This window comes from Sphingobium sp. BHU LFT2 (genome assembly GCF_018604485.1).
GTDB classification, from domain to species: Bacteria; Pseudomonadota; Alphaproteobacteria; order Sphingomonadales; family Sphingomonadaceae; genus Sphingobium; species Sphingobium yanoikuyae_A.
This window is the reverse complement of record NZ_JAFCGW010000026.1, coordinates 1-18,326: the sequence shown is the minus strand read 5'-3', so window position 1 is coordinate 18,326 and position 18,326 is coordinate 1. Positions and strand designations below refer to the sequence as shown.

At 62.4% G+C, this 18,326-nt stretch carries 17 protein-coding genes; 14 read left to right on the top strand and 3 right to left on the bottom strand.

The genetic code is table 11. The features are described 5' to 3' along the window. The first annotated feature begins 89 nt into the window (after positions 1 to 89). Genes JQK15_RS27095 through JQK15_RS24665 form a run of 9 tightly spaced genes read left to right on the top strand, consistent with a single transcriptional unit; the run spans position 90 to position 11,423 of the window. A complete protein-coding gene (locus JQK15_RS27095) occupies positions 90 to 272 on the top strand; it encodes a hypothetical protein (protein WP_251008027.1) in 183 nt (60 codons plus the stop codon). Continuing rightward, the gene (locus JQK15_RS24700) at positions 269 to 2,200 is read left to right on the top strand and encodes a hypothetical protein (RefSeq protein ID WP_214868949.1); all 1,932 of its coding nucleotides are present in this window, start codon (positions 269 to 271) and stop codon (positions 2,198 to 2,200) included. The genes JQK15_RS27095 and JQK15_RS24700 overlap by 4 nt, the downstream gene beginning before the upstream one ends. Continuing rightward, positions 2,197 to 3,291: a conjugal transfer protein TraN gene (gene traN / locus JQK15_RS24695; protein WP_214868947.1), complete on the top strand. Its 1,095-nt coding sequence runs from the start codon at positions 2,197 to 2,199 to the stop codon at positions 3,289 to 3,291. The genes JQK15_RS24700 and traN overlap by 4 nt, the downstream gene beginning before the upstream one ends. A 13-nt stretch (positions 3,292 to 3,304) precedes the next feature. Further along, on the top strand, positions 3,305 to 4,153 hold the full coding sequence (locus JQK15_RS24690) for a type-F conjugative transfer system pilin assembly protein TrbC (RefSeq protein WP_251008026.1): 849 nt from the start codon (positions 3,305 to 3,307) through the stop codon (positions 4,151 to 4,153). Further along, positions 4,125 to 4,721 (top strand): S26 family signal peptidase, encoded by a 597-nt coding sequence (locus JQK15_RS24685; RefSeq protein ID WP_214868943.1) that lies wholly within the window; start codon positions 4,125 to 4,127, stop codon positions 4,719 to 4,721. The genes JQK15_RS24690 and JQK15_RS24685 overlap by 29 nt, the downstream gene beginning before the upstream one ends. A 5-nt stretch (positions 4,722 to 4,726) precedes the next feature. Continuing rightward, positions 4,727 to 5,605: a conjugal transfer protein TraF gene (locus JQK15_RS24680; RefSeq protein WP_251008029.1), complete on the top strand. Its 879-nt coding sequence runs from the start codon at positions 4,727 to 4,729 to the stop codon at positions 5,603 to 5,605. After that, positions 5,605 to 6,204 (top strand): hypothetical protein, encoded by a 600-nt coding sequence (locus JQK15_RS24675; RefSeq protein ID WP_214868939.1) that lies wholly within the window; start codon positions 5,605 to 5,607, stop codon positions 6,202 to 6,204. Before JQK15_RS24680 ends, JQK15_RS24675 begins: the two co-directional genes overlap by 1 nt. Before the next feature lie 46 nt (positions 6,205 to 6,250). Further along, entirely contained in the window at positions 6,251 to 7,675 is a 1,425-nt protein-coding gene (locus JQK15_RS24670) for a conjugal transfer protein TraH (protein ID WP_214868937.1), read from the top strand. A 7-nt stretch (positions 7,676 to 7,682) separates the two neighbouring features. After that, entirely contained in the window at positions 7,683 to 11,423 is a 3,741-nt protein-coding gene (locus tag JQK15_RS24665; protein WP_214868935.1) for a conjugal transfer protein TraG N-terminal domain-containing protein, read from the top strand. Between the two features lie 2 nt (positions 11,424 to 11,425). On the opposite strand, the gene JQK15_RS24660 is transcribed toward JQK15_RS24665, so the two are convergent. Next, complete coding sequence (locus JQK15_RS24660) at positions 11,426 to 11,833, bottom strand: hypothetical protein (protein WP_214868933.1); 408 nt, start codon at positions 11,831 to 11,833, stop codon at positions 11,426 to 11,428. A gap of 628 nt (positions 11,834 to 12,461) precedes the next feature. Between JQK15_RS24660 and JQK15_RS24655 the strand changes: the two genes are divergently transcribed. Both JQK15_RS24655 and JQK15_RS24650 read left to right on the top strand, forming a co-directional pair. Then, positions 12,462 to 12,818, top strand: a complete 357-nt coding sequence (locus JQK15_RS24655) for a hypothetical protein (RefSeq protein ID WP_214868931.1) — start codon at positions 12,462 to 12,464, stop codon at positions 12,816 to 12,818. A gap of 271 nt (positions 12,819 to 13,089) precedes the next feature. Continuing rightward, positions 13,090 to 13,344 (top strand): acyl carrier protein, encoded by a 255-nt coding sequence (locus JQK15_RS24650; protein WP_214868929.1) that lies wholly within the window; start codon positions 13,090 to 13,092, stop codon positions 13,342 to 13,344. 492 nt (positions 13,345 to 13,836) lie between these two features. On the opposite strand, the gene JQK15_RS24645 is transcribed toward JQK15_RS24650, so the two are convergent. Continuing rightward, complete coding sequence (locus JQK15_RS24645) at positions 13,837 to 14,208, bottom strand: hypothetical protein (protein WP_214868927.1); 372 nt, start codon at positions 14,206 to 14,208, stop codon at positions 13,837 to 13,839. Between the two features lie 629 nt (positions 14,209 to 14,837). On the opposite strand from JQK15_RS24645, the gene JQK15_RS24640 reads away from it, so the two are divergent. Both JQK15_RS24640 and JQK15_RS24635 read left to right on the top strand, forming a co-directional pair. Then, entirely contained in the window at positions 14,838 to 15,803 is a 966-nt protein-coding gene (locus JQK15_RS24640) for a Dyp-type peroxidase (RefSeq protein WP_214868925.1), read from the top strand. Positions 15,804 to 16,176: 373 nt separating this feature from the next. Beyond that, entirely contained in the window at positions 16,177 to 16,548 is a 372-nt protein-coding gene (locus JQK15_RS24635) for a DUF4168 domain-containing protein (protein WP_214868923.1), read from the top strand. Positions 16,549 to 16,876: 328 nt separating this feature from the next. Here JQK15_RS24635 and dksA read toward each other — a convergent pair whose 3' ends face one another. Then, positions 16,877 to 17,302: an RNA polymerase-binding protein DksA gene (gene dksA / locus JQK15_RS24630; protein WP_214868921.1), complete on the bottom strand. Its 426-nt coding sequence runs from the start codon at positions 17,300 to 17,302 to the stop codon at positions 16,877 to 16,879. Positions 17,303 to 17,603: 301 nt separating this feature from the next. Here dksA and JQK15_RS24625 point away from each other — a divergent pair, with 301 nt between their 5' ends. Then, positions 17,604 to 18,140, top strand: coding sequence for a helix-turn-helix domain-containing protein (locus JQK15_RS24625; protein WP_214868918.1), 537 nt, complete (start codon positions 17,604 to 17,606; stop codon positions 18,138 to 18,140). Positions 18,141 to 18,326: the final 186 nt, after the last annotated feature.

Below are 18,326 nucleotides of genomic sequence, written 5' to 3'. Positions count from 1 at the left end.
GGCCTTCCCGTCACCCCATGGAGCCAGGCGTATCTTGCGCGGCTAGACCGGTGCCGCATAGCCCCCGCGGTGCCGGCCGGACGGTCGGCATGGCCATGACAGACGATGATGCGGTACCCCCCTCCTCGCCGCATGTCGTCGTGGCCGCGCTGACCGTTTTCGAAGGACAGGCGGTGTTTCGGGCGGAACTGCCCGGCCCGGTTCCATCCACGCTCCTGTTCCGGCTGCGGCGGGGATCCCGGCGGATCATTCCGAGCGAGATTCGGCCATGAAGAAGCGCGCCCTGCTTCTTATGGCGGCGCTCAGCCTGCCCGTAGCGCTTCATGCCCAGACGGCTGAGGATCGCGCCCGCGCCGCGGCCGAGGCCGCCCGGGCGAAGAGCGCCGACAGCGACGCGATCCTCGGGCATTATGTGACGCCGGGCCTGGCCGGAGAGGCGATCAGCACGGTCGATTCCTCGAAGGCGTTCACGCCCAACCTCGCCTGCCAGAAAAGCGCGACATTGCTCGAACTGCTCGCGCAGCCCAATGCAAGCGGGGATATCGGAACGCTCAGCATTTCGCGCGACCGCGATCTCGACGGCAGTTTCGATGAAGCGATGACAGTCCCTGTTCCGGTTTCAGGGATCTGCGCCAACGGGCTCATTTCCTGTGCGCCAGGCAGCTGGAACGCCTGCCGCTTCTTCCGTTGGGATACGGCCGCGTCGGGATCGCTCAAGCTCAGCGAGGTCGAGCTGACCGACCTTGCCGGCTGTTACTGCGTCAACAACAGCTGCGGCAGCAATCTCGTCTGGGGCAATATGGCCTCGGTGCTCAAGGATCTGGGTGGCGGTGTCGTGGGCGCGCTCACCACGAGCGATCCGCGCATCGGCATAGCACAGGCCGCCATCGAGGGGCCCGTCATCCGCTATATCGGCGCGCAGACCACATCCTGCGCCGCGCAGCCCCACATCGGTGCGACCGCGTACAAGGCCAATCCCAACGCGATTCCCGGCGATGCCTTCGACGCGGCAGAGGGGAGCAGCGTGTTCCAGGCGCTGTCGGCTTCATCCACTGGAACCGGCCGGTCGCAGATCAATCGGAGCTGCACCGTGACCCGTCAGATCACGCTTGAGGAAATAACGCCCGAAAAGATCATCGATCGGGTCTCAGGCGGCTATGCGACCTATGACTCGGTGCCTGGGCGGCGCATCTTCCTCATGGGGTCGCCGGCCGACAACAGTCTTTCCGGCGGCTCCTGCACCATCTTCGATTTCCACATGACGATGCGGGTCAAGGAGCCAGACAGGCTGCAGCAGGTTCTTCTAACGCGCTTCGGGGCCGATGACTGGGCGCAAATCCGGATCGACGGCGAACTGGTGGGGTCAGGGCCGCAGGGCTGGACCGGCATGGGGTTTCCGCCGGGAAAATGCGAGAAGAAGGGCGCTTTCTATGCCTACCCCAATCTCGATATTACGGGCAGGCTGACGCAGGGCGACCATGACATATGGCTGCGTGTCGCGGTCGCCGATGGCGGCGAGGCCTATGCCTCGATCGAGGCGCAGCTGGACGCCGGCTGCAAGACGTCCGAGCAGCTTGTCGACACCTGCTCGGGCAATGCGTCGAATGCGACATGCCGGCTCGACGATGAGGATGTGGACGGCGTCACCACCTTCCGTAATGGCGTCAAGACCGGGCTCAGTCCCCTGCCCCAGACCCGTCAGATGGGCACTGGCGCCTGCGCGATGCAGATCAGCCGCGACTTCTTCGCGCGCCAGCGCAATTATGCCTGCACGGTCGACCAGGGTGCAGTCCCCCAGCCCGATCTGTCGCGCGGCGCCTATATCATCGATCATTCGACCGAGACGCTGCTGGCCGACCGGCTGCGGACGGCCGATGGCGGCCATAGCCTCACGACCCGCAATTTTGCGCTTCCGGATCGTGGCACCGTCAATGCCTGCGAACCCATCTGCAAAACGCGAAAGGCTCAGGCCAATAGCGCCGCAGCTCCCGATGGCGTGACCGGTTCGAAGCAGACCAACCCAACGGGCTGGGACTTTTTCTATCACGCCTGCCAGGACAGCAATGTCTGCCCTGCTGGCGAGGGCGAGGAACTGATGCAGAGCTGCGGCTGCATCGACGATTTCCCCGAGGCGGTGGTGATGATGCAGACCGTGCGTCTGGGCGGTGCGGATATGATCTGCACGGGTGCCGTGCGATGACGCCGGTGCGCGCCCTTCTTTCGACGCTCCTGTTTGTAGGGGCGAGCCTGTCGCTGGTATCGGCGAGCGCCATGGCCCAGCAGTTGTGCGCGGTCGATCTCAATGGCAATGGCGATGCGGCCGATGACGGCGAGACGGCGAGTTGTCATCTGACCGGCTCGGGCGGATGGATGTGCCCGATCGGCGAAACACGCTGCGAGGCGGATCCGGCCGGGGCGATGCACTGCCCGCTTGGCGATCAATATGCGTGCGCCGTGCCGGCCAGCGGCGGCGCGCCGACCTGTTCGCCCAACGCCTGCATCGACACCAGCGTCAACCCCATCGTCGATGACCCGGTCGTCGATGATCCGGGTGTCGAGGCGGATGGCGGCGTCGATGCCGACGGCAATTGTCTTGGCACCATCGAGATTTTCTCGGGCCGCGCCGCGCGGTGCCGACCGGCGGGACTAAAGACCAGCTTCTCGAACTGCTGCAAGGACAAGGGCAAGATCGTGAAGGACGGCATGGGTGGCTCGATCTCGTCGATCGGCACCAAGATTGCCGTTGCCAAGGGCGTCTTCACCGGCATGAAGGCCGCCTATACCGCCTTCAAGGCCGGCGCGACGGCAAGCCAGGCGGCCAGCGCCGGCGCCAATGCGATCATCGTCGGCATCGATCCCACATCGATCGCGATCAGCCTCGCCATCAACTTCATGATGGATTTCCTGCTTTCCGGTTGCGACCAACAGGACATGGAAGTGGGCATGCTGCGCGGGTCGGGCATGTGCCATGAGGTCGGCAGCTACTGCTCTTCGAAGATTCTTGGCATCTGCGTCCAGAAGGCCCGCGGCCATTGCTGCTTCAACACCAAGCTCGGCCGGATCATCCAGGAGCAGGGCCGGCCGCAGTTGAAGGCCTTCAGCGCGGTCGGCTGGGGCACGCCCAGGCAGCCCTATTGCCGGGGCTTCACGCCCGAGGAGTTCCAGGCGCTCGATTTCTCGCGAATGGACCTGTCGGAATATTATGCGGAAGTCGAGGCGCGCGCCCAATCCGAAATCCAGATCGACATGAAGGACAAGATCGATGCCTATATGCAGACGATCAACAACTAGCCGCGCGCGCCTGTTGGCAGCCATCGCCCTCGCCCCGCTGCTGGTCGGGGCGAGCGAACCGCAGGATACGGCCGGTAAGCAGCGGGACGGCAATGCCCGCACGCGCATCCAGGATCAGGGCGAGGCGGCGATGGAGCGCGTGAAGCGCGCCGCCGACAAAGCAAAGACCGCCAGGCCCCCTTCACCAGTTCTACCGGCCAAAGCCGATGCCGCCGCGCAGCGCCGTGCTTTCGAGGGGATCAACAGGCGCAAGCAGGATCCCGCCATGGCGAAACGGGTGGAGGCCGATGTCGCGGCGGCTCGTGACGCACTGGCCGTCGAGCGGGAGGCCGCCAGCCGTCGTATCGCCCAGGCCCTTGGCCTTGAACAGCCCGAAGAGGCAGCGTTGGCCGGCGTCGTATCCACCGGTAGTACGAAACACTGGGTTCCCGTCCTGTTCGTTTCATCGTCCATGCCGGTCGAGACGCTGCGCACCTATGCCGGGCAGCTCGAACGCGCCGGCGGCGTCATGGCCTTCCGCGGCATGCCGGGCGGTATGCGGCAGGTCGCGCCGATGGCGAAATTGTCGGCCGCCATATTGCGCCGCGATCCCGGTTGCGAAGGCCCCGCCTGCGCCATGCGCGACGTGCAGGTCATCGTCGATCCCCTGGTGTTCCGCCAGCATGGCGTCACCCAGGTGCCCGCGCTGGCGATGGTCCCGGGCGATCCGACCCTCCCTTATTGCGAGCGTGACGAGGCCAGCCCGCGTGCCGCGCACATCGTGCTGGGCGACGCTGCCCTTTCCGGATTGTTCGAGGAATATGGCCGCCTGGGCGGCAAGGAGGAGGTGCGAGATGCTCTTGCTCACCTGGCGCGCCGGTAACCGCCTCTGGCGCGAACTCAAGGATCTGCCGCTGCGTGCTGCGGTGGCGCTCGGTGCAAGCGGTCTTGGGCAACCGGCGCGGCCTGCCCAGCTGCTCAAGGCCTATGGGATCGTGCTGCCCATCGGTCTCTTCGCCTGGTGGGCGATGCCGCAGGTCACCCTGGTCATGACACCGTCGATCGACGCATGGGTCGTCCATCGATCTCCGGGTCCGATCCGTCGCGGCGACCTCATATCCTTCACATTGTCCGATCCCGTAGCCGGCCCGAAGCCCGTCGCCATCACCAAATATGCGCTGTGCCTGCCTGGCGACCGAGTCAGCATGGCCGAGAGGCATGGGATTGGTGGGCCGGCCCTGAATGGCTGGTATTATTGCAACGGCATTCTGTTGGGCGTGAGCAAACCTGCTGCACGCAATGGCAAGACACTCATGCATTGGCGGCCGGAAAGCCCGCGCATTCCCGAGGGGATGATGTTCGTCGGTTCGCGGCATCCCGACGGATATGACAGCCGTTATTATGGCCCGGTGGCGATCGAGCGGCTCACGCGCATGGAGAAGCTGCTGTGAAGCGCATGTTCACCCTGGGCATGGCCTTGCTCCTGCCTGCCGGTCCTGCATGCGCTCAAGCGGCGCCTGCGAGCGCGGGCGATCGTACGACACGAGGCTACTGGTGGTACGAGACACCCAAATCCGGCGCTGAGGAAGAGGCGCAGGATGAGACGGTCCCCAAGCCGGTCATCCCGCCGATGGTGGAACTGGCCAAATGGTCGCCGCCCCGGATCGCGAAGCTTATCGTGGAGCAGCGCGACTATGCCGCCACTGTCCTCACGATCGACGCGGTCGCGGATTTCTGGCGGCTGCAGGATTTTGCCCGGCGCAAGGCCCGCGCCTTTGCCGGCGTGACCCAGCTTGCCATGCTGACGCATCCGCAGCTCAATGCCAAAGCCGCCAACCCGATGGTCGGCGAGGCCCGCGATGCGCTGGGCGCGCAGAAGGATCAGGTGCGCCGCCAGTATCTGCGGGCGCACGCCGGGGAATTTGCGCTCGTCATGTTTGCCCGGGAATCCTGCGGCTATTGCAAGGTGCAGTGGCCGATCGTCCAGCGGTTCCAGGATGACATGGGCTGGCAGGTGAGCCTGATGGATCTCGACCGCAGGCCCGACCTCAAGCAGCGTTTCGGGGTGGAGGTGACGCCGACCACCATGGTCATCCGCCGGGGCAGTCCCCAGCGCATGGTGATTGCCGCGGGGGTCGAGACTTACCCCAATCTTGCGCAGATGGCCTATCAGGCGGTGCGATTGCTGAGCGGCGATATACGCCCCGAGCAGTGGCTGACCGGCGCGGGCGAAGAAGACGGCTTCTTCGATGCGCTGGCCAATGGCCCTGTCTCCTCGACCGATCCGCGCGTGATCGGCGGCGATCTCGTCGATGCCAGGGAGCGCAGGCCGTGATGCGCCTGGGTTCCAGGCTGGCCTGCGGCGTCGCGCTGCTGGCGCCACTGATGCTGTTGTCGGCTAGCGCCCTCGCTCAGCAGGCAGACCGGGACGTCGCGCGGCAGGCCGCCATCCATCCGGTATCGACGGCTGCGGACATGCGCCTGTGGCTCTCCCGCGTGCCGGTGACGCGCGATTTTCCGCCCGACTTCGAGACCATGCTGCGCGGTCAGGCATCGCTCTATGTGATCGAGATGAGCACAGCGCCCGGTTGCCTGCCCTGCGGCGATCTCTGGATGAAGCTTCTCGCATTCCGCGGCCGCTATGGCTGGCAGGTCCGAACGTTGCGACAAGATGAGGCGGCGCTCCGATCGGGGCGCCTTGGCCTTCCCTGGGTCGGAAACCCCGTCGCATGGGTGCGGCCACTGGCTGATCCGGGTCGCATGGTGCCGATCGCGATCGGCACCGATCATGGCGCCAATATTGCGCGCAACGCCTGGCTTGCCGCCCGGATGCTGGCCGGGGCGCGTGCCGCAGTAGGTGTGCGCGCCATGTCGAAATTTACGGGAATTGTCGGCGTGAGGGTGCCGGTCTCTTCCAATCGGAAAGGACGCTGATCGTGCCGGGGCTGTGTCGTCAACTCTTGCCTTCAGGAAAGCTGTCATGGCCTATCATATGCACCGCCCGTTCCTCGCGCTCTGCCTGATTGCAGCTTCATGCGGCCAGACAGTTCCGGCCCACGCCCAGGGTTGGGCCGAGAGCTGGTTCGATAATGTCACCTATACCTCGCCCGGCAGCTTCGAGGACCAAACACGCGGCTATGTAACCGCCGGCGGCATGTCCGGCCGGGTCGATGTCCATGACGATTATCTGATGAGCCTGACGCTGCCCAAGGTGAAGGCGGGTTGCGGCGGCATCGACATGTTCCTTGGGGGGATGTCGTTCCTCGATCCCGATTATCTCGTCCAGAAGCTGGAGACCATCCTACAGGCCGCGCCGGCCGTCGCCTTCCAGTATCTTCTGGAAACGCTGGATGAGAAGATGGGGAACATCATCTCGAAGATGGAGGCAGCAACCAATTACCTGAACTCTATTCAGGTGAACGACTGCCGTCTCGCCAATCGCATGGTTCAGATTGCCAAGGGCGACGACAATATGTCGGGCATCGTCGAGGAGATGACCGGCTACAAGTCGATCCGCGAAGGCTATACCAATAGCTGGCAGCAGAGCCGGGAGAAAATTCAGGCCAACAAGGGCAATCCGACCGAGGATCTGAAGGAAGCGCTCGCCAATTGCCCGGCCGAGGTCACGGATATCTTCAAGACCGGATCGCTGCTGGCGCACGCCGCCGCGCGCGTCGGCGCATCCGACTGGGCGGGCGTCATGCGGGCCCGGGTCGGCGACGTCTATATGCGCTGGGATGCCAACGACAAGGTGCCGCTCTTCTCGGCCATTCCCGCCTGCCCGCGCCAAGATAGCGAGAGCGCTGACGATTTCCTGACCGGTCGCGTGCCGACGCGTGCGCTCAACATCCCCGCGACCGCCGCGGATTGTTCGGTGAACGGCGCTGGCCGCGGCGCGCTCATCCTGGCGCGCGAGCGGATGGACGCGATCTCCGTCAAGATCCGGACGCGCGCCGCGCTGACCACGGAGGAAAAGCAGTTCGTCGCCAATGTACGGACACTACCGGTCTATCGCCTGCTCGAATGGGGGGTGCGACAGGGGCTTACCGACAGCGTCATCGCCGACACTGACGAACTGGTGGCGCTCACCCTCGCCTATCAGATGCTGAACGACCTCACCCGCTCGATCGACTTCTCGCTGCAGAATGCCGAACGGGGTGTGACGACGGCGGGCGCTTCCGATGCCGAGAACACGAACATCTGCCAGACGCGTATCCTGACCAAGGGCATCGAGCAGTTGCGCGAACTGCGAGACGAGGTGCTTCGCCAGCGCGCGCAGATGCGCCAGTCCTACATGGCCGCCATGAACCAGGCGAACCTCTCGGCCAACTATGCCGGGGTGGTCCGCCAGCGTGATCGCGATGCCCGCGACGCCGCTGGCGCCAACGCCAATCGCAACCGGTGAGGCGGGCATGGGTCACATAATCCGCTTAATCCTCACCCTTGTCGGGTGTCTGGGCGCGACGCCCGCGCTGGCGATCGACGCGAGCTATCACACATGGGACGGTTTTTCGGAGACCGTCGATGCGTTCCATCTGGTCGCGATGATGTTCGGCGACCCGCGCTACGAGACGCTGGTCGTGATCATCGCGGTTGCCGGGATCGGGCTGGGCGCGGTTCTGGCGAGCATCAAGGGCTCCGGGATGGGCCTTGTCGCCTTCGGTTTCCAGATGCTGATCGGTATCGGCCTGTTCGCCGGGATGATCGCTACGACCGGCACGATCCACATCTACGACCGGGTGCGCAACGCCTATCAGCCGGTCGGCGACGTCCCCAACCTCATCGTGCTGGTCGCCGGCGTCACCAACTTGATGGAGCGGGCGCTTGCCGAGACTATCGACGACAACACAACCGATCCCAATGCCAAGCTGGAATTCGGCGCCGGCGGCCATGCATTCGACCTGTTCCTGAACGCCGTAAGTCCCCGCAGCTCGATCGTGGACACCTTCCTCGATGCGACAGTGAAGGATTATGTGCGGCAATGCTATCCAGTCGCCCGCGTGTCGCCGGCTTATGGGGTCGACGACGATCAGCTTTTCCGGACGTCGACCGATCTTCCGGCCTCCTTCGCGGCGATGGCAGGGCCAGCAACCTTCTCGACCGTGTACACGGCAAGCGACAAGGCCGGCACGACGATGAGCTGCGAGGCAGCATGGGGCTATGTCGCCGATCGCCTGTCGGACAGCACGCTGTTCGACGCCTATAGCGACCAGGTCTGCGCGCGTACCGGCTTCGACGTGACCCAGGCGGCCCAGCGCGATCGCTGTCGCCAGCAGATCGATGCGCTGGGCGACATGATGCTGGGTCATTCCATGAGCCGGCAGAAGTTCCTGACCAACATCCTGCTTGGCCACTCCGTTGGCGACGTCCTGTTCGAGGATTCCCCGGCGGCAACCGCCCGGGTGATGGCGAACCGGGCCATCGAATCCAATGGGCTAGCCACGCTCTCGACCGCCAACGAATGGATGCCGACCATTCGTGCGTCGGTGTTCGCGATCATGCTGATGATGATGCCGATCGCGCTGCTCTTCATCCTGACGCCGATCAACCTCAGGGTCGCGAGCTTTGCGCTGGGTCTCTTCGTGTTCGTCGCGCTCTGGGGCGTCATCGATGCCGGCATCTACCAGCTCACCCTCGGCCGGGCGAGGGATGTGCTCGCCGAGCTGCGGGCGACCAACGTCGCCGCCGATAGCTGGATCCTCGCGCCCTCGGCGGCGATGAAGGCGCTTGCCATCTTCGGCTCGTTCCGGACGGCCGCGGCAGGGCTTGCCGGCGCGTTCGTCTTCACCGTCTTCCGCTTCTCGGGCAACATGTTCACTGCCTTCACTTCCGGCATGCTCGGTGTGCAGGGTCAGGGCAGCATGGCGGCCGCGACCGTCGGAACCAGTGAGGGCTATGCCTCGGCGCTGGAAGCGCAGGCCTCGGCCGGCGGCACCATGTCGCGGCGCGCGGCATCGTCGGGCTTCGGCGATTTTGGCGAGCGCAGCAGCTTCGGTCTGGACCGTAGCTTCGCGTCAGCCGGATCCGTGCTCGGGGAACAGGGTGGCGGGGCAGCGGGAACGGCGGCCTTCGGCCTCGGCCGGGCGGACGCCGCGCGGGAATTGGGCGGGCTCTCCCCTGCCCTTGTCGGCCGGGATCTGAGCGATCCGGCGACGGCGCGCGCGGTACGCGCCAATGCCGCGACTTCGGCGATCCACAATTTTGCCCAGGGCGATGCACTGCGCAAGCTTGGCACGAGCTATTTCGGACAAGGCCAGGGCGGCGAACGCGCCTTTGCAGCCTTCGCGCAGAATATGGTGCAATGGAAGGCGTTCGGTGACCAGCGCGCCTACGAGATGATGCAGTCGGGCGCACAGCGGCATTTTGAGCGCAGCGGCTATGATACGAAGGATGCCGCGCTCAAGGCATCGACGGTGATCGCCCAGGCGAGCGCCGATCCGACGTTCGCCAAGCTGATGGCCAATGCCTTCGATCAGGAGCAGATGCTGCGCAATGACCTGACCGCGGCGCAGACGCAGGTGGGCGCGATGGAAGGCCGGCGCGACTATGCGGGCGAAAGAGTTGCCGCCGTCGAGCGGGGCAATGTCGCGACCGAGCAGGCGCATCGAACCGGCGGCAATCAGGGACAACGGCAGGCTGCGGCCATGCTGGGTCTCTCCGTAACCGAAACCAGCCGGCGCATCGGGTTCATCAATGCGCTGTCAGGCGAGGCGCGATCGACCGCGATCAGTCAACTCTCGCGCGCGACCGGACGCAACGAGGCGCAGGTCCTGCGTGCGCTGGAGAGTTACAATGCGGCCGTGCAGGTCGGCACAGCCGATGGCGCGACCGCGGAGGCGGCGCGAGAAGGCACCAGCGTCTATGGGCGCACTCGGGAGGCTGCAGGATATGATTTTGCCGAGCGGTCGGGCAAGCTCGACGCGCAGCGCGAGATCGGGCCCGATGGGGTACGCAGCAATGCCCAGATTGGCGAGCAGCGGCGGCAGGCGGATGATGCGGGCTTTGCCGAGGGTGCTGCGGCCGCCGGTGTATCGGTCCGGGAAGCGGCTCGCCTCGATTCCTTCATCCGCGCGCTCGCCGGTACGGCCGGCAATCAGGTCGATATGGCCGAGGGCGGCGCGGAAGGCATCGCCGATCGCGCGCGGAACGAGCGTCTGACCGGAATTGTCGACAGGGAGCGCCTTACTCGCACCCAGGCGCTGCTGCGCGCGCATGGCGTCGAAATGTCCAAGCGCCAGATCGCCATGGACCAGAATGGCGATGTCAGCCTCAATCTGACGCCCGAACTTGCAGCGCAAATGTGGCGCGGCGGCCTTATCAACGAGAGCCAGCTTGGTGCCATCGCCAATGGGGGCCATGCACGGTTCAGCTTCGCCCATAATGATCTGCTCGTCTCCAGTAGCACGGGGTTCAGCCAGTCCGCCCGCAATGACACCAGCACGCGGTTTGAGGCCGGCAAGCAGGCGGGGCCCGATACGATCGAGCATTTCCTGGGCAGTGGCCCGGAAGGTCAGGCCGCCATGGCCAACTGGCTGCGTGGTGGGTTCGAAATGGATCGGCGAGGCGACTGGCGGTTGAAACCGCAGGTGGCCGATACGCTGGAGCGTGATGTCACGGCCATCATCGCTCAGACGGGGTGGCAACGGTCGCTGTCACGTTCGGCGGAGCATTCAACAGTAGATAGCCAAAGCTTGTCGGGCCACATTACTGCTTCAGCGTCTCGTAGCGCCGGAAGCGCAGAGGACAAAGACGCTAAGGCTGGGAAGAGCAGCAGTGTCTCGGGGACTGCTGCCGCCAGCTTGGGCGCGGAGATCACGGACCGCGGAGGCTTCTCCGTTGCCGCACAATCGTCAATCGATATCGTAAACTATGATGTTCGTGAGGTGATTGCGGAAGCAGAGCGAACTGCGGCCAAGTCGGCAAGACCTGAAGAGGCGTTTGCTCGGGAACTGAGCCAGAGAGTTCTGGGTAATGATGGCTTGCGGAATCGCTATCTCGAGCAGGCGGATTCCGGTCGTGGTACAGTCGATGTTACTGGCCCAATCACCTCGTTGGAGCAATCTTCGATCCTAAAGTCGGGTCGATTAATGTCGGACCGGGACGATGGTTGGGCTGATGGGGACTCAAGCTTCAAAAGTCGGCGGGACAAATGAGGCTAGTCTTTGATCGCGCCAATATGGCGGAGATGCTTCAGACCGGACCGCAGATCGAACGAGTCCGTATAGGGGTCGATCAGCGATTTGGGAGGTTGCAGAGGCTGGGTAGCGATCGTTTTCCATTCGCCGCATCCGACCTTGGCTTTGAGGAAGCCATATCCCAGCGCCGCTACGACCGTAATCGGATTGAAGACGAAGATCAGCAGCACGATGATGTTGACCAGGTAGTTGTTGAGCTGATCGAAGGGAATGGTGATCATCAGTTCGAGACCGACCCAGTAGAGCAGGGTCAGCGCCCAGGTCACCTTTGCATACCATGGGCGCCAGAACCAGTCGGCAGCGCGCGGCGACGGCGCTGGCGCGAGGGTCTCTTCTGGTGTCGGGTCGAGCTGATCAACATCCTGCATCTGCAGAGCCTTTCCAAAGAGGAGAATAGCACAGGTTTTCGCGGCAGCGAAACCAGACGGCCCAGGACGAGGAAAAGGGCGAGCCGAACCGACTGCCTTCACCTACCCTGCCTCCTTTTCTCCTCCCCCTCCCCGTCGATGGTCACCAATCGTTTCTCGGCGAGGCGGCATCTGCCATTCGGTAGGCCGTCATGACGAAGCGCAAGCCGCCTGATCCCGAGCCCTGCCCTGCTCTGTCTCCGCGAGGCGAGGCGGCCATCATGCGTCTCGCGGAGCTTCTTGGCCGGCAGATTGCGCGGGAACTGCACGAAGAGCAGAATCGTCAGAGGGAACAGAAGGATGATCCGGCTAGACAGTCATAGTAATGGCAAGCCGCAAAATAGGGCGGAGAGTTCTTCCGGTCTTCGGCAATTTCATCTGGAGGCGCGAACTGATTTTGGCGAGCAGTGAAGCTGCGTTGAGCGCTGGTTTCACCCGCTTTGACGACGGACGGCTGACGCCCGAAGCTATAATCGTTATGGGCGCGCTTCGCGCCTGGTTGTCGCAGACGAGTGCGGTTTGGCATGGATGCCCGCCGATGCGGCATTTTGCCGGCGCGAATATGGCACGGATATTTTGAGTAGCTGAAGTGAAGGCAGTTCACGGCAACATCGATGGTCCTCTCGCGCTCGACGAGGATATCGCGCTCTACGGCAGGATTTCCGGAGGCGCGACAGTTCGCAGCGGCAAACGCTTCATCCTCCATGGCACGATCGCCGGCGATCTGCGGGTGGAGAAGGATGCCCACGCCGTCGTGCGCGGAACTGTCGCCGGGCGTATCTATAACGACGGCGGAAGGGTGGAACTGTTCGGCATGGCCGATGCCATCGCGAGCAGTTCACGCGATGGTGTCACCATCATCGATCCTGCAGCACACGTCCTGGGCGGCGGGAAACATCGTTCGGCCGAGGCTCGCCAATCCGGAGCGAAGCGCTCGCCGCTATAAACTCGGTGCTTCGGCAAGCGGTTTGCTATAAACTCGGCGCTTCGGCAAGCGGTTTTCCGACTGATCCATACCTGTCGATGTGGGATTGCCGAGTGCGCGGAAAGATCTGCCGGTGGAGCAGCACGTCTGATCGACAGTTCCTCTCTTGACGACCCGTGGCGGATGAAGCGACCATGCGGAGACAGGCCTCGCTCCGCCGGCGTTGCTGCACCGATCGGTGTCAACGGCCGGGGTATGATTGGGGGCCCGGTTTCAGCAGGAGTTGGGTTATATGGACGGTGTCGCCGGACGGGTTATCAGGATCGTGATCGCACATATGGGCGTCTACGCTGATCAGGTCACGCCCGAAGCGCGGTTCATCGAGGATCTTGGCGGCGACAGTCTTGACGTGGTGGAACTGGTGATGGCGCTCGAGGATGAGTTCGGCGTGACGATTGACGACGCCGATATCGAAAACATTGTCACGGTGCAGGATGCGATCACCTACATGGAGACGCCCCCGCAAACTCGTCCACCCCCAGCATGAGGCAGCGGCATATCGGCATGGACGGCTAATCAGTCGGGCCCGAAGCCAACGGTGTTCTCATTTATCGCACAGCCTCCTGCAAAATCTGCTGTTGCAACGGCGTTTAAACACGCGCAGCCAATCCTTTGCCTTTTTTGGGCATCCACACCCTGACTTTCAAAGGCTGGCCCTGGCGGCCAGCTTCTTTTTCGCATGGTGCTTGCGGACGTTGCGCTGAGAACCGCGATCCCCGGTGTGATGGCGCTGCGTTGGCAGCAAGCGCGGAGAGGTTGGCCTACGTTCTTCTGCCGGGTATATGACAGGCGGGTCTTGCAATATTGCAACGCGATTTCACGCCCTATTTTAGTGACTTACTGGCAACGCCCGGAAGGACGCCGCCGACGAGGCTGCGCTCATGACTGTGGCCTTCCCGCAGTACCCAGCGGAAGGCTCAATTTTTATCCGAGCAGCTCTGGCCCCGCCGAATAGGCTGCGGGATTTTACAAGCGCTGCCTAATTCGGCTTAGCCTCGAGGCCGTTCTCGTGATCGGCAAGGCGATGGAGATCCTGCTCGATGGTTTGCAGGATCGGCACGATGGTTTCTTCAACGTCCTGATCGCGCAGCGCCTCACGCGCCAATTGCAGCTTGACGATCGCCGCCTCGATATTGGGTGCCGGAAGGGCCAGAAGTGTTTGCACCGCAGTCTCGTAGGGCACGGCGAAGCTGGCGTCGTCTCGTTCCCACTTCAGTACCCTTGCACAGGCCTCGTCATAGTCTTCCGGAGTTAGACCGGGATCGGGACATGGTGTGCTCGCACGCCATTCGTTGAAAGCGCGGCGGGTCTTGCGAAATTCCTCTATCGCCGCGAGCCATGTCGTGATCATGTCGTCTCGCGAGGTCATCATTAAACCTTTCGGGGCTGTTTGGAGGCCTCGCGCACCATAATCGATTTGCCTCGCCACATCCAATCGGGTCGTCCGGTAACGCCGGTCGTCAGCCTCCACGAGACGTAGCAGCGTGGCGAGCGATGCTCTCCCAAATGCCCGCCCTATTGTCCGATTGCTGGGTCGAATTGTTCTCCGCCAGTCAAGGTAGAGGACGTGGACGTTGGCGCTCGTCCGACCACATTGGAGCGGTAGCCTATAATACACCGTGACAAACTCGAGCGATGCCCCTTATCGCTCTCCCAGAGAACGGCCCCGTATGCGCCCCATTCGTTGGGCGTCTCCTGACGCTACTCATTGTTCCAACTGATCCCGTCATATCCGCCGCAATATCCCCGAGTCATAGAGACCATGGTCGAGGCGAACGCTTCATTCCTTTTGCACAACGCAGAGCAAGCTATCGCTGACTGCGCTTAGAATCCATCTGAGTTAAACCATCTCGCGAAGCCCTGTCCGGGCGTCAAAAATGACTTTGGGGATATTCAGCAGTGGTGCCCATTTCGCGAAACGAATAACCTGGAGGACGCCGGGCGGAATCTGCGCGGAATGTAAGGGAGTCGGAGTAACCAATGGCAGAACAATCGTGGGATCGGGTACCAATCGACGCTCAAAGCATTGAGGCTCCCCTTTCGAATTGCGCGATCTTCCTCGTGCTTTGCGTTGCTGACGGACCTGCTCCCCTGAGTGCTGTGAGGTCCATCCTCGATGGGCTCGAGGACGTGATCAAGACAGTCGGTTTTCGGGATTTGGGGGCCAGGTTGTCGTGCATCGTCGGGATCGGTTCGGACTTGTGGGATCGCCTCGGTGCTTCGAAACGGCCTTCCGAGCTGAAGCCTTTCGCCGCCATTGTCGGCTCCTCGCACAGCGCGCCCTCCACACCCGGAGACATGTTGTTTCACATCCGCGCAGAACGCGCCGACTTCTGTTTCGAACTCGAGAAACTGCTACTGACCACGCTCGGCGATGCCATCCGCGTCGTCGATGAGGTCTCGGGCTTTCGCTATTTCGATGCTCGCGACCTTCTCGGATTCGTGGACGGCACCGCGAATCCGGCGGGTCGCGATATACCAGCTTCAGCGCTTGTCGGGGATGAAGACGCCGACTTCCGCGGCGGCAGCTATGTCGTGGTACAAAAATACCTTCATGATCTTTCCGCGTGGAATGCTCTCGACGCGGCGCGGCAGGAAGCGATCATAGGGCGTACGAAGGTCGATAATATCGAGATCGACGACGATGCTGCACCGCGAAAATCGCACAAGTCTCTGGCGACGATTGTTGATGCCGGCGGCGTGGAGCATGACATCCTGAGGGACAACATGCCGTTTGGCAGCCCGGGCCGCGGCGAGTACGGAACCTATTTTATTGGTTATTCACGCTATCTGTGGGTCATCGAGAAAATGCTGCAGCGCATGTTCATCGGCGAGCCTGCCGGTTGCTACGACCGCCTGCTCGATTTCTCTTCTGCCCATACCGGCACTACATTCTTCGCCCCATCGCGGGCCACGATGACGAAGTTGGTCGTGGAGCCAAGCTGACGCTGTGCATCACGCCGCTCCGGTTATCTGAAGGTCGAGAAGTGGTTCGCCATTCTTTGCGATACAGTGGCCTGCCGCATCGACAACTGGGCAGCGAAGTCGAACGTCTCGGGATGACCGGTTCGGATCCCAACAGTTCGCGAAACGTCTCCGTGCTCATCGCTCCATGGGCGCTTGCCCTAAGCCACCACCGTCGGAGGATGCTAAAATTTGGAAACGGGGATCCGGCGACACGAGTGCGAAAACATCCGTTACCAGGACGTTTTCCTCATTTCGCCCCGTTCAGGACACCGCAGGTCCATCAAGGGGTTGGAATGGAAAGCGGCTGCCGTGATCGTTTGCGCATCGTGTAACCGGAGAGATGATGGTGTCCATGAAATCGATCAAACCCCGCGTAGCCCTCTATGCCTTGTCACTATGCGTCGCTACCGTAGCGCAGGCGCAGGACGCGGCTCCCCCTACTTCTCCCCCAACGACGTCGCCGCCGCCGAGCCCAACAAGCACGTTCAGTGACGCAGAACTCGAGCAATATGTTAAGGCGGCACTGGCGGTACAACAGATCCAGCAGGATACAGCCACGCCCGATGCAGACAAACAGACCAAGATGGCTGCCGCAGTCCAGTCCGCAGGATTGACCCCGGAGAAGTTCAACCAGATAGCTACGGCTTCGCAATCCGACCCCGCCCTTCAGCAACGTATTCAGGCGGTCGCCGGAAGGCTCCAGCAAACTCCCTCGCCTCAGTGAATCCATCATTCACATAGGCGAAATATTCTGGCGTATGATACACCGTATCGCGAGGGATGGCGGTTGAGTCAGCATGGGAGTTGGTCTGACGGGCAACGACGACCACAATGCGGATTTTTCCATGCAAAATGTCTTTTTGCTCTGCTGGCTTAACCGCCACTCTCCCCATCGCCCCGAGGTGAACTGGGACGGCATCACTTATGTGGGAACATGCAGCCATTGTGGCGCCCGAATCCGACGCCGATCCCATCGTTCATGGCGCCGGGATTGGCTGAGCGATAGTGGCTAACGCCCCTTGGGGTTCGGGATGCCTGTGCGTGGTATGTGACTATGTATCGCGGGAGATTTTTTCTTTTCGCTCATGCCGTTCCTGGGCTTCCAGAGTCATCGTCGCAATCGGACGGGCTTCGAGCCGCCTAAGCGAGATCGGCTCGCCGGTCATCTCGCAATATCCATAATCGCCGTCATCGATCCTCCGCAGCGCCGCATCGATTTTTGCGATGAGCTTGCGCTGACGATCGCGCGCTCGCAACTCGATCGACCAGTCCGTCTCGCTGGCTGCCCGGTCGGCTGGGTCGGGCTCGCCGAGCGTTTCCGCCTGCAGTATCTTCAAGGTCGTTTCCGCTCCTCTCAGAATTTCCCGCTTCCACGCCGCGAGGCGCCGGCGAAAGTACTCCAGCTGCCGCGGGTTCATGAACTCTTCGTCGTCTGTGGGGCTATAATTGAGAGGAAAATCGATCGTCTGGCCGCTCATACTTGTGCCACTTCCATGTTATCGGGAGCACCTGGAGATGCTGGTTTTCAAATGGGGCTGGCATAGGCGCTTTGCAATCGCGACATAAATGTTGGAGCCGCTGAACGCCGACAATGGCGATTCGTGAAATCTTACCCAGGTCGCAATTGTGCCGAGAGACACGGCCCTCCTCAAACGTGATTAGCGAATTGTCGTGGCAACACGCGGGGCAGCAAAAATGGAACCGCGCTCGCATTACGGTCGGTCGTTTGATATTCTCCAGCCCGGAACCTCGGGAATAGCTTATCAGGCAATTCAAACCATGTCGCCAATCGACGTCTCGATCCTCTCGCTCGAAGTCTGGCATGTCATTTCGTCGCGCACCCGTAATTGCCTTGGATATTTGAATGATCCGAAGGACCTTGGCTCGACCGTGGCGAAGGTTCCCATCGAACAGATGACCCTCAGCGACCTGTCACACGTCAGCCGACTGGATTTGGTGAGGCTGCCCAATCTTGGCCAGGCCTGTTATTGTGAGATCGCGGCCGTGATGGATCGCTACGGTTGGCGCTTCCACGACCGATGGACCGGTCAACCTGAGCCACCGGCGCTCGACCTGCTGGGTACTCCATTGCCGCGCGTCTTGCGCAAGACGGCGCAGGCGATGGAAGTGCGCAAGGCAAGGTTTGCGCTTGGACAAGAGATGCTCGAACTATATGACGGCGGGCTCAGTTTGGCCGAGATCGGCAATCGCTTTGGCGTGACCGGCTCGGCAGCGCACGTCACGATCCGTAAAACCCGCCAAGTTCTGGAAGCCCGTACCCAACTTCCGATAAGCGGACCACCGCTGCCCTGCTGAAGCGCGATGCGCGGACGGAAAGATGTGGAGCGTTTGAAGCGATTTAGCTGTGGTGGCTCCGACATCGCATGGTTGATCGCATCATCGACTGATACCAAGATGCATTGATCACGACCCACGCGCCCATTTACGGCGTCCGATAGTCATGATGCGCCACGGCTGATCGACCAGCTTGTTCCAGGCTTC

Excerpts from the sequence above, each read along its gene's own strand:
- JQK15_RS27095 (WP_251008027.1), top strand. The coding sequence starts at position 90 with ATGGCCATGACAGACGATGATGCGGTACCCCCCTCCTCGCCGCATGTC.
- JQK15_RS24700 (WP_214868949.1), top strand. The coding sequence starts at position 269 with ATGAAGAAGCGCGCCCTGCTTCTTATGGCGGCGCTCAGCCTGCCCGTA.
- traN (WP_214868947.1), top strand. The coding sequence starts at position 2,197 with ATGACGCCGGTGCGCGCCCTTCTTTCGACGCTCCTGTTTGTAGGGGCG.
- JQK15_RS24685 (WP_214868943.1), top strand. The coding sequence starts at position 4,125 with ATGCTCTTGCTCACCTGGCGCGCCGGTAACCGCCTCTGGCGCGAACTC.
- JQK15_RS24680 (WP_251008029.1), top strand. The coding sequence starts at position 4,727 with ATGTTCACCCTGGGCATGGCCTTGCTCCTGCCTGCCGGTCCTGCATGC.
- JQK15_RS24675 (WP_214868939.1), top strand. The coding sequence starts at position 5,605 with ATGCGCCTGGGTTCCAGGCTGGCCTGCGGCGTCGCGCTGCTGGCGCCA.
- JQK15_RS24670 (WP_214868937.1), top strand. The coding sequence starts at position 6,251 with ATGGCCTATCATATGCACCGCCCGTTCCTCGCGCTCTGCCTGATTGCA.
- JQK15_RS24665 (WP_214868935.1), top strand. The coding sequence starts at position 7,683 with ATGGGTCACATAATCCGCTTAATCCTCACCCTTGTCGGGTGTCTGGGC.
- JQK15_RS24660 (WP_214868933.1), bottom strand. The coding sequence starts at position 11,833 with ATGCAGGATGTTGATCAGCTCGACCCGACACCAGAAGAGACCCTCGCG.
- JQK15_RS24650 (WP_214868929.1), top strand. The coding sequence starts at position 13,090 with ATGGACGGTGTCGCCGGACGGGTTATCAGGATCGTGATCGCACATATG.
- JQK15_RS24645 (WP_214868927.1), bottom strand. The coding sequence starts at position 14,208 with ATGATCACGACATGGCTCGCGGCGATAGAGGAATTTCGCAAGACCCGC.
- JQK15_RS24640 (WP_214868925.1), top strand. The coding sequence starts at position 14,838 with ATGGCAGAACAATCGTGGGATCGGGTACCAATCGACGCTCAAAGCATT.
- JQK15_RS24635 (WP_214868923.1), top strand. The coding sequence starts at position 16,177 with ATGAAATCGATCAAACCCCGCGTAGCCCTCTATGCCTTGTCACTATGC.
- dksA (WP_214868921.1), bottom strand. The coding sequence starts at position 17,302 with ATGAGCGGCCAGACGATCGATTTTCCTCTCAATTATAGCCCCACAGAC.
- JQK15_RS24625 (WP_214868918.1), top strand. The coding sequence starts at position 17,604 with ATGTCGCCAATCGACGTCTCGATCCTCTCGCTCGAAGTCTGGCATGTC.